Origin of the sequence: Nocardia miyunensis NBRC 108239, assembly GCF_001613065.1 — a bacterium.
GTDB classification, from domain to species: domain Bacteria; phylum Actinomycetota; class Actinomycetes; order Mycobacteriales; family Mycobacteriaceae; genus Nocardia; species Nocardia miyunensis.
Window position 1 is genome coordinate 213,910 of record NZ_BDBQ01000013.1, and the last position, 10,870, is coordinate 224,779.

A 10,870-nucleotide genomic window follows, 5' to 3' on the forward strand; every position below is an offset into this window, starting at 1 on the left:
CGTGGCCGGTAGTGAGGACAAGTTCACGGTCGACCTCGAGCTGCTCGAGGAGTCGGTCGATGCGATGACGAAGTTCGGTGTGGCCGTGGACAATTGGCTGGCCGAGGTGGATCGCCACATCAAGGATCTGCACATGTCGTGGTCGAGCACCGCGGCCGATGCGCAGCATGTCGCACACGACAAATGGGTGTCCGGGGTCGGTGAGATGCGCGAGAACCTCGAGGATCTGCGCAAGATCGCCGAACGCGCGCATGCGAACTACAGCAACGCAGTACACACCAACACCCGTATGTGGCCCTGATGGCTCCGATCGTGGCCGTCGATCCCGAGGGGTTCACCAAGGCGGCCGGGGTCTACGCCGCCGTGCACGACGATCAGCTCGTTCCGGCGATTACCGATCTGTGCAACGTCCTGGCCGGCTGCGGGAGTTCGGCGGGTTCGGACAATGCCGGGCTGGCGTGGTCGAAGGATTACGACCCGGCTGCTTTCGACACGGTTGATGCTCTGGGGGACCTGGCGTTGGCGTGCGGGCAGATGCATGACCTGCTGCAGCACACCGCGGCGAACTACAAGAACGCCAACGCGCAATCCGCACCCGATCCGAAACCGGACGATCTGGTGTTCCCGCCCGGATCACTGGCGGTGTACAACCCGCCCGAACCGCCGGTCACCTTCGGGGGCGATGACCCCGAGCCCACCGGCTGGGATTGGGTGAAAGGCGCTGTCCAGGGCGAGGTGTGGCCCAACGGCGACCCCGGCAAGCTTCGTAAAGCAGCGCAGGCGTGGCGCACGATGCGCGACAAACTCTGGGCATCCACGGTGCCGCAGGCTCGGAGCTTCATCGACGCCCAGCGCAGCCCTGACACCGCACAAGCGCTGGACCAGCACGACATCGTCAAGGGGCAGTTCACGGCGCTGGCCGATGTCTGCGGCGGCCTGGCCAAATCCTGTGACGCGTATGCAGATTCGGTCGACAGCACGAAGAAGGCGATCATCAAATCACTGGTCGAGATGGTCGGGCTCATCCTCGCCGACCAAGCCGCCGGTGCCGCGCTGGCGTTCTTCACCGGCGGTTCTGCCGAGGCCGCCGCGCAGGGCGCTATGGCGCTGATCATCGCGCGCACCGGGTTGGACATCGCGAATCTGATTCGCACGCTGATCGGGCTGGCCGAGCTGTCCCGTGTCCCGGCCGCGGTCTCCCAGGCGATCGCACGCGGCGCCGAGCTACTCATACCGTTGCTACGTGCGGAACCCGCGCTGGCCGGACCTCTGGGGACGGAGGCAGGGCCAGGATCGTTCACCGCCTGGGCCAAGCTGCGTCGCCCGTCACTGCGCCAGGGCACACAGGATGCGATCCTGGCCAAAACCAAGACGTGGGGCCGGCCGGGAGAGCCTGAGGACTTCTACCAGGTCGACTCCGAGCCCGAAGTCAAAGTACCGATCAACAAGTCCTACACCGACAAGCCGTGGGTTCAGCAGCTACCCAAGACTCCCGACGGCAAGTACTACATCGACACTGCCAACGGATCCATGTATCCGGTCAATCCGAGCTGGGAGTTCGGACACAACAGCGGCTTCGAGAATCGAAGGCTGCTCGCTGATGCCCAGGCGCAGAATATGACTCAGGAGCAGTTGAACGACTACGTCAACACACACCCTGACTACTTCCACGTCGAGGATCAGTACGGTAACCGCAGTCACCGAAGGGAGCAGAAATAGTGACCGAGTTGGATGAATACGGTCGATCACTACTGCACTACGCCGCACTCGAAGGCGACCTGGCCGAGGTCGAACGTCTGCTGGCCACCGAGGACGTCAATCTCCCTGACTCGGAGGGGTGGACGCCGCTGCATTTCGCGGCGAACAGAGGACGGCCACAGGTCGTCGAACGTCTCCTCGACGCGGGGGCCGATGTCAACGCGGTCACCGCAAAGGGAATGCCCGCAATATATTGGGCTGCGGTTGCCCGTGTCGGCGAACCCGTGCAGACGATCCGCATTCTCCGGACCCGTGGGGCCGACCCGACCGGAAAAACGATCACGGACAAGTACGGTTATTTCCCACCGAAGAGCACCCTGGACGTGATAAGGGAATGGCGCAACTTCCCCGAGATCGTCGCCGAGTTCGCGGACCTGCTCGATGAGTGACTCCACCGAGATCGATACCACGCTGGCGGAGATCCGCGCCAAGGCCGATCGCGTTCGCGCAGCGATGGCGAAGATCCGGGGCGTCGGCAGGGCAGGCAACGGGACCATCTTCGCCACCGTTGACGCCGCTGGGCGTCTGCGTGACCTTCACCTGCCCCGCGACGTGTCCCGTCTGGGACCCCGGCTCGCCGACCTGATCCTCGAAGCCACCACCGCCGCCGAACGCGACGCCGCGAAACAAGCTGCGGCCGCAACGCAGCCCTTGACCGGAGACCCCCGAGTCCGGACCGGGATAGAAGCTGTCCGCGAAACAATAACCGGCACACCACGACCCGCGAAGACCAAGCCGATGACCGAGCAGGAGATACAAGCTGCCGACGACGCCTACTTCGAACGAATGAATCGCACCGGATGGCGTCAGTGAGTTGCCGCGCCACCGGGCAGGTGTCGGCGACGACACAGCTGCCCGCGAGCAGGTTCTCCGACATCGGCGGTGTACACCACGAATACCTCCACCACTACGACGAAGCACACAGCTATTTCCGGCAGGTCATCCCGGTCAGCCTGCATCCGCCCTTGAGGGCTCCCAACACGTGGTTCGGTCACAGAGGCTTCTGGTCGGCGGCAGGTCGGATCATTCTGCGCGTCGCCCTCCGCCCTACGAGTGCTCACACCAAAAAGACTCATGACCGAATAGGCGCAGGTGAGTCACATGCACTGTTGGTTCCGTTCCCGCGGACTCAGTGGCGGGTGAAGTCTGCCTGGGTGGACGCGGGGCGCCTCGAGGTTCCGTGACTGAGAGATACTGAGCGGCTTGTCTTTCCGGCTTCTGTGTCGGTCACCCGACGTACTCTGGCGCTGATGAGTATTGCAGGTGTAGAGGGTGCGTATCAGGGGGCTCTTCGGGCGTTCAAGACCCCGATGCTCGATTTGCTCCATCAGACGTATGCGCCATTTGTGGTGACCATGCTGGCGACGGTGTTCACGGCTGAGCGTTCTGCGGTGACTGTGGCGGACGCGCATGCGGAGATCAGCGATGCGTTGGACCAGTTGCGGGCAGTGGGATACGGCGAGGAAGACCAGTTGCCGTTGCCGGTGGGCAGCGCGCGTGATCTGTGCCGTCAGTGGGTGAACGCCGGGTGGCTGGTGCGTCAGGTGCTGGACAACAAGGTCGAGGTGTATCGGCTGTCTGCGCACGGCGTGGGCGCGTTGGAAGTTGCGGGCCGGGTGGGAGGTTCGCGGACGCGGGTGTCGGAGTCGCGGGTCCGGACGCTGTTGGAAGCAGTAGAGCGGCTGGCGCAGGACGCCGATCCGGATGTGACGGCGCGGATCGCTCGGCTGAGGGGCGAAATCCAGGAACGGCAACAGGAGTTGGAGCGGCTCGAGGCCGGTGGCGACGTCGAGTCGATCGACGATGAGCGGCTGGTGGAGGAGACGGAAAACGTGCTGCACCTGGTGCGGGAGCTGCCAGCGGACTTTGCCCGGGTGGCGGAGTCGATCAAGGCTATGCAGCGGGATGTGGTCGCTGATCTGCGGCAGGATGTGCGGCCGACGGGAGAGGTGTTGCGGGAATACTTGGAACAAGGACAGCAGATCATGGATGCAACGCCGGAAGGGCGGGCGTTCGCGGGGGCGTTGCGGTTGATCGGCGATCCCGAGCAGATCGATGATTTGTCGAGCAGGTTGCGTACGGTGCTGCGGCATCGGTTCACCGCGCAGTTGACCGAACCGCAGCGGCGGGAGTTCACCGATATCGCGCGCCGGATCGAGCGAGGCGTCAAGGAGGTGCTGACAGCGCAGCGGCAAGCGTCGCATGTGATCACGACCCAGGTCCGCAACCACGATCCGATGCGGGACCGGCAAGTGGACGAGTTGCTCCGTGAGGTGATGACCGGCTTTCAACGATGGATGCCCGGCTCCCGGCGCGGTGAGCTGATCGAGCCGCTGCGCCGCCTACCAACCGCGAGTGTCGAGCATCTGCGTCAATCGGTGAGCGATCTACGCCCATTCCAGCCGCCCGCACCGCTGGCCGAGTGGAACCGGGACATGGTGCCGGACACCGATACCCGGGCGTGGGGCGGTCCGAATTACGCGGCGCTGGATGAGCATCTAGCACGGTTCACCGCCGAAGCGGACGCGATCGACATCGCGGCCGTGTTCGGTGCGGCACCCGAAAAGGTCCGCCGCCCAGTCGATTTGCTCGGTCTGCTCGAGCTCGCGCATCGCGCCGGTATGACCGAAACTGGAGAGGTCGTCACCGTCGAGGCGGTCCGACCGGATCGGACGCGGCGGCGATTCGCGTTCGGCGGTGTGGCCGCGACGAAAGAAGGGGGCGACGGATGAGTGAGACGAATGCCGGCGATGACTCGTGGCCCGAGAGCGAGGACACCGGGTTCATCGATCCGGTCTCGATGGAGGAAGACCCGACCGAGTTGTTCGCTGGCGACACCGGCACATTGGACGCGCAGGTGCGGCGGGTGCTGGTGCGGCTTCTGCAGCGCCGGTACCTGCTGGCCGACAAGAATCCGACGCAGTGGCGGACGCTACTGGAGAACCAGCAACTCATCGAGTCGCGGCTTCACGACATGTTCGTCCGGCTCGTGATCGATCACGAGCGCGGCATCGCCCACAAGCAGCAAGTGCGCTCAGCGGAACTCGACGTGCCGATCCTGTTGAGAGACGACCCCTACAACCGCGCCGAGACGCTGGTACTGGTCCACCTGCGCACGGTATTCCAACAGGAAAGGGTCGCGGGTGAGAACTCGGCGCGCGTCGATATCGAAGAACTCGAGCAAACAGTGCTGACCTACTTCGACCCGGATGACACCAACCTGGCACGAGGACAGCAAGAGATCCGCAGCGCGGTGGCGCGGTTGGCCAAGGAGGGATTGATCGAGGAGGAAACCGCGGGCCGGTACCGGATCACGCCGCTGGTGGAGGTCGTGATGAGCACCGAGAAACTCAGCGAGCTCAGTCGGTGGTTGCGTGAACGCAACGACGGCACGGGCCCCATGGTCGAGGACGCCACGGGAGATATCGCGTCATGAATATGATCGACACGCTGTTCGGGCTGATCCCCGAGGCGTCTCGCGGCGAGCAGTGGGTGGCGCAGGATCTGCAGCTGGTCAACTGGGGCGGATACGACGGGCATCATCGTGTGCGTTTCGCGCCCGGCGCGACCCTGCTGTGCGGTGAGTCCGGATCGGGCAAATCGACTCTGATGGACTCCTATATCGCGTTGATCATGCCGCACACGATGCCCTTCAACGGGGCCTCCAATGGCGGCGTGGTCGGTCGGCCGCGCGGCAAGGACCAGCGCAACATCCTGTCGTATGCGCGGGGAAAACTCGACGAATCCCGTACCGCGGGTGAGACGAAGGCGCGGGTTCTGCGCGGCGACGGCCGGGACACCTGGTCAGCCATCGCGATGACATGGGCGGATCGGTCCAATGCGCAGTTCACTGCCGTCCGGGCATGGTATGTGCCGTCCTCGGCGCGCTCTCTCGACGACCTCGTCAAGGTGAGAGCCACCTGCGACGGGCCCTTCGACCTGCGCGAGCTGGCGGGACCGGCGAACAAGCGGCTTGCCGAGCCTGCAGTGAAAGGACTCGGGCTGATCTGTTACCCCACCGACCTGGAGTACACCGCGAGGCTGCACGCCGCGCTCGGGATCGGCGCCGCCGGTGACGGGAACAAAGCCGTCGCGCTGTTGGGCCGGATTCAAGCAGGACAGCAGATCACCACGGTCGACGCGTTGTACAAGACGATGGTTCTCGAGGAACCCTCGACCCTTGCCACGGCCGATGAGGTGGTTAAGCAGTTCGACGAACTGTCCAGCACGCGCACACAGATGACCACCGCGCGCCAGCAGGTCAGGGCCCTGACGCCGATCCGTGAGCATCGCCGCGCCATCCACGAGGCGACCGATCGACTGCACATGATCGAAGCCATCGGATCGTTCACCGACTCCTCATCACCGGCGTGGTTGTGGCGGCACGAACGACGAGTCGAGTTGATGCGCGCTGCTGTAGAAGACCTACAGCGACATCGCAAGCGAGCCGGCGAAGCAGCCGGTGTGCAGTCAGCCCTGGCTGAGGCGGCCACATCCGAACGGGACGGAGTAGCGGAGACTCTCCGTGCTTCCGGTGGCGACAGGCTCGAGCGAGCACATGGAGCGCTTCGTGAGGTGGAGAAAAGGCTTGACGACGTTACGCGGGCGCGCACGCGACTGGACGAGGTGTTGAACGTTCTCGACGCCGAGGTAACCGGTGAAGAGGATTTCGCTGCCTTGCTCGCACAGGCGCGCCGATCGATCGATGACAAGACAGCCCGGAAGACTGCTCAGAACCAGTTCGCCGAAGCGAAGGTGCACCAGACGAGCGTTTCGCGTGAACTGACGGCGTTGCGCGCCGAGCGTGACGCCACCGCCGCTTGCCGTGGCAATATCCCCACCGAGCTGCATCGCGCGCGTGCCGAGCTCGCAGAGGCGGCTGGTCTCACGCCGGATGATCTTCCGTTTGTTGGCGAACTGATCGAGGTGCGTACGGGTTTCGAACCGTGGCGCGAAGCGTTCAACCTGGCTTTGGGCGGCTTCGCGACGAGGATGTTGATCGACGTCGCGCACCTGAACACGTTTCGCGAGAAGATCAACACCGTGCGCACCGGTCGGCGCATCCAGTTCGAGGGGGTGCGGACCGGATTGCGGGACGTGATCGGGCTCGACGATCGCAGGCTCCCCGGCCGCCTCGACTACCGTCCCTCGCCGTTCACGGCCTGGCTCAAAAGCGAACTCGTCAGCCGGTTCGACTATGTGTGTGTCGAGACTCCCCGCCTGCTGTCACAGCATGCCAAGGCGCTCACGATCACCGGTCAGATCTCGGACGGTGCGCGCGGTGCGCACGGCGGCCAGGGACGAGCCAACGTCCTCGGCTTTACCAACGACCGGCTGCTGAGGGGTCTCGATGAACAGATCAGCGACACCGAGAAGCGCGAGACCATCGCGGGCAAGCGATTGAAAGCAGCGCAGGACGCCCTCGACTCCTTCGAAGACCGGCGCGGCGCGTACCGCACTCTGACCGAACTGTCCTGGGACCAAATCGATGTCGACTCCGTCTCGGCCGAACGGGACCGATGGACAAAAATCATCGACGAGGTTCACTCCGACAACCCCGAGATCGACCGGCTGCAGACACAATTGAACGCACTGAAGGTCAAGGCGAAGGACCTCGCCGAGAAAGCGATCCGGGCCAAGCTCGAGAAGGAAGACCTCGACAAAGCCTGGGAAAAGCTCACCGCCGAGGCAGCCACCGCCACAGAGGAACTCGACACCGCCCACCAGTCCGGCCACGAGATCACCGCGGAGCACCGCGACTATCTCACCGCATCGCTCGGGACAGATGGGGCCACCGATGTCTCGGCCGGCGAGGCCCTCGAGCTATTCGATAGCTCTGTGCACCGTGTGGCCGATCGGCTCACCACCGATCGACAGACCTCGGCGAGCGCAATCGCCAGGGCCAGAAACGCACTGTCCGAAACATTTTCGACATTCGTCGAACGCTGGCCGAACCCGAACCTCGGTACCGACCCCGAAGCCTCCTACGACGATTTCGAACGCCTGCTCACCGACCTGGAGACCAGCCGACTGCACGAGCTGGAAAGCCAATGGCGCGATAGCCTGCTGAAACTGTCGGGCAACGACCTCACAAGCCTCGACAGCGAACTCGCCTCGGCCATCCGGGAAATCCGCGACCGGATCGAACCGGTCAACCGCATCCTCGCCGACCTACCCTTCAGCGATGACGACCATCGACTGCAGATCGACCCACAGGAAAGCCACTCGACAGTCCGCGCCCGCTTCCGCAAAGAGCTGCGTGATGTCCGCCGCTTGATCGACCAGGCCAGCACCGACACCGACCGGGAGCGTGCCTACGGTCGAATGTCCAAGGTGATCGACCGCATCCGCCGGGCAGCCCCGGACTTCGCCGACCTTATCGATGTACGCACCCACATCCGCATCAGCGCCGAAAAGCGCAACGCCGCAAACGAACACGTCGCGCTCTACGACCACATCGGAGAGAAATCCGGCGGCGAGTCCCAGGAACTCGTGGCCTTCATCGTCGGCTCGGCCCTGCGTTATCAGCTGGGCGACGCGGGGGCCGAACGACCCCGCTACGCTCCGGTCTTCCTCGACGAAGCACTCATCAAGGCCGACGCCCGCTACACCGGTCGCGCCATCGGCGCCTGGCGTGGTCTCGGATTCCAGCTCATTGTCGGTGCCCCCAACGACAAGAACAGCGCCATCGAACCGCATGTCGAGGCCGAGTATCTGGTGCTCAAGGACCCCCAAAGCCGCTCGTGGGCCAAACCCATTATCGGCGTGTCCGGGGAGCCGGAGTGACCGCCCGACTGGTGACAGTGCAGGCGGCCCTTGACACGATCCGCCGCAAGATCGACCAGAAGTGGGCCGACGCTGTGTGCGCCGAACGCGGCATCGGTGTCCCCGTCTCCTTTTCGGTGCCGCTTCGCCCCGGCGTGTCGACCGGGAAAAGCGTCGGACAGATCGGGTACGACCACTGGCACGCATGGCATGCGGCGTGGCGCTTGTTCGAGACACAGGTCATCAGCGGAGTCGAACGGGTCAAGATCATCCGTAAGCCGGTGACGATCCGCGGTGTGGCTGATGAGTTCCCGGCAATGCTCGTAGCCGAAACTTTCTCCGCCGCTATCGAACTCGCGGGCCGAGCTCAAGCGAGCCCCCTGGCCGTCGACGTCGATCGTGCCCGCATCCTCGCCGAATCGCTCGACGCCATCGGTGCGACTCTGACCCCAGCCACCTTGAAGGGCGCCCACCGGCTCGCCGATTCCGACACTGAGATTCTGTTCGCGGCTGTGTCCTGGTTACGTGACCATCCCGACGTGGGTGAGTGGACTGCTCGCCAACTTCCGGTCCCCGGGATGCACTCCAAGTGGCTCGAAACCCACAGTGCGCTCCTGGCGATGGTCGCCGGCCGTGACGTGCGCGCCGAAGTCCGGCCGCGACTCGCCGTCGTGCACCTGACCTACGTCGACCCCGACTACACCGATTCGGGTAGACGCAGGCACGACTCGTGGACCACCGGCGACGTCCACGATCTCGCGTACGAGCCACGGGTCGTCCTCATCGTCGAAAACCGTGACTGCCGCCTCTGGTTCCCCCCTGCCAAGGACACGATCATCGTCGAAGGAAGCGGCAAGGCCGCTGCGTCTCTGCTTGTCGGCATCACCTGGATACGCGCGGCCGAACACGTTGTCTACTGGGGTGATATCGACGCCGACGGGTACGCGATCCTCGACCGGCTGCGCGCTGCGATGGGCACACCCACCACAGACGGCTTGCCTGCCAAGACCGTCCACTCCCTCCTCATGGACGCTTCCGACCTGCACCGGTATGCCCGCCATGGCGTGAACCACGACAAGGCCGGTCACCCGATCAAGCCTTCCCCGGCGCGGCTCACCCACCTCACCCAGACCGAAGCCGACGCCTACGACTTCGTCGCCACCGCAGGACCCGCGCTGTTCCGGCGAATCGAGCAAGAGGCAATGCCACTGTATGACGTTGCGGCACAGCTTGATCTTTTGATCAACACTCTCTCGACTCCGACGCTGCCCCCGAACGATGACACGCGAACTACACGCCAGATCTGAGATATGTCCGACCTCGAAGATCGGTTTGACCGGTGGGTTTATTACGGAACTCCGACGATCCGAGCGGATTCGGCTACCTGACGCCTCGGTGACCGCTCGCGAGTACCGAGGCCGAGCACTGGTCGGTTCGATGTGAACGGGCTACCTCACGACGCGTACAGCAAAAAAGATTGGAATAGTTTGGAAGTCATTGGAGCTTTGGGGTACGGTGCGTGGTGTGGCCGAGTCCTTGGAGGAGCTTCAGCGGCGCATCGACGATCTGCGGACCGAGGTGCAGCGAGTGGTGCGTGCGGGTGATCCCCTGCGCCTTCGTGAGTTGAGGGCCGAGCTACGTCGCGCGGACAGCGCGTACTACGAGGCGTTGGACGCTGTGGACATGCCCAAGGCTGAGTCCGGCCCATGTGAGCAACCGGGAACGATGCTGCCTGTGCGTGATCAGGTCCATCAAGCGCTGACACTGCTGAGTGTGCCGTCGGCTCCGAAAATGATTGTGGCAGTGCAGGATGCGTTTTTCGCTGGAGAACTGACCGGGGCTCAGCTGGCTAGTCTGCGGCGGGACGAGGAACGGTCGTTTCGTTCTTCACCGCATGCGCGGCCCTTCTACCTGTGCAGCGCGTTGACTGCCGATCGGCTGGTCGCCGCTCGTGGTCTTGTGGCGGTGTCGACCTGGGCGATGAGTCGCCGGGTCATCGGGCCGCTGAGTCCGCGCGTGGATTTCCTGACCGCGGGAATTGCGGTGGCAGAACGGATCACGCGGATGCCTGTCCCCACGCTGCCGGTGTTGCGGCTGCTGTGGCGGTTTGCGACCAGCATTCCTGATGCGGCTGCGTCCTTCGACGTGATGGACGCAGCCACCGTTGCGGATGCTGCGCGGGCGGAGTTGGCGATCCACCGGGACGCCGACGACGCTGAGCGAGAGTCGACCGCGTTGCGGGCGCGCCGACAACTCGACGACGCCGAGCAATTGTTCGGCTCGGCTCTGAAGGTTGTTACGCGCGTTACAGCTCCAGACTGACCGGCGACCCGGTCATACTTTCCCC

At 64.3% G+C, this 10,870-nt stretch carries 9 protein-coding genes; all 9 read left to right on the top strand.

Annotation, left to right across the window (positions count from 1 at the left end; genetic code table 11):
• Position 1 precedes the first annotated feature (1 nt).
• The 9 genes from NM2_RS07645 (at position 2) to NM2_RS07690 (ending at position 10,845) form a co-directional block, all read left to right on the top strand.
• On the top strand, positions 2 to 301 hold the full coding sequence (locus NM2_RS07645; RefSeq protein WP_067665898.1) for a WXG100 family type VII secretion target: 300 nt from the start codon (positions 2 to 4) through the stop codon (positions 299 to 301).
• On the top strand, positions 301 to 1,719 hold the full coding sequence (locus NM2_RS07650) for a GH-E family nuclease (RefSeq protein WP_157120953.1): 1,419 nt from the start codon (positions 301 to 303) through the stop codon (positions 1,717 to 1,719). The genes NM2_RS07645 and NM2_RS07650 overlap by 1 nt, the downstream gene beginning before the upstream one ends.
• Positions 1,719 to 2,147 carry an ankyrin repeat domain-containing protein gene (locus tag NM2_RS07655; protein ID WP_067665904.1) on the top strand — a complete coding sequence of 143 codons (429 nt, stop codon included), beginning with the start codon at positions 1,719 to 1,721 and terminating at the stop codon, positions 2,145 to 2,147. The genes NM2_RS07650 and NM2_RS07655 overlap by 1 nt, the downstream gene beginning before the upstream one ends.
• Positions 2,140 to 2,571, top strand: coding sequence for a YbaB/EbfC family nucleoid-associated protein (locus NM2_RS07660; protein WP_067665907.1), 432 nt, complete (start codon positions 2,140 to 2,142; stop codon positions 2,569 to 2,571). Before NM2_RS07655 ends, NM2_RS07660 begins: the two co-directional genes overlap by 8 nt.
• 437 nt (positions 2,572 to 3,008) lie before the next feature.
• Entirely contained in the window at positions 3,009 to 4,490 is a 1,482-nt protein-coding gene (locus tag NM2_RS07670; protein WP_067665914.1) for a DUF3375 domain-containing protein, read from the top strand.
• The gene (locus NM2_RS07675) at positions 4,487 to 5,194 is read left to right on the top strand and encodes a DUF4194 domain-containing protein (protein ID WP_067665917.1); all 708 of its coding nucleotides are present in this window, start codon (positions 4,487 to 4,489) and stop codon (positions 5,192 to 5,194) included. Before NM2_RS07670 ends, NM2_RS07675 begins: the two co-directional genes overlap by 4 nt.
• A 2-nt stretch (positions 5,195 to 5,196) precedes the next feature.
• Positions 5,197 to 8,544: an ATP-binding protein gene (locus NM2_RS07680; protein WP_281182417.1), complete on the top strand. Its 3,348-nt coding sequence runs from the start codon at positions 5,197 to 5,199 to the stop codon at positions 8,542 to 8,544.
• Positions 8,541 to 9,830, top strand: a complete 1,290-nt coding sequence (locus tag NM2_RS07685) for a Wadjet anti-phage system protein JetD domain-containing protein (RefSeq protein ID WP_067665922.1) — start codon at positions 8,541 to 8,543, stop codon at positions 9,828 to 9,830. The genes NM2_RS07680 and NM2_RS07685 overlap by 4 nt, the downstream gene beginning before the upstream one ends.
• 217 nt (positions 9,831 to 10,047) lie before the next feature.
• A complete protein-coding gene (locus NM2_RS07690) occupies positions 10,048 to 10,845 on the top strand; it encodes a hypothetical protein (protein ID WP_067665925.1) in 798 nt (265 codons plus the stop codon).
• Positions 10,846 to 10,870 lie beyond the last annotated feature (25 nt).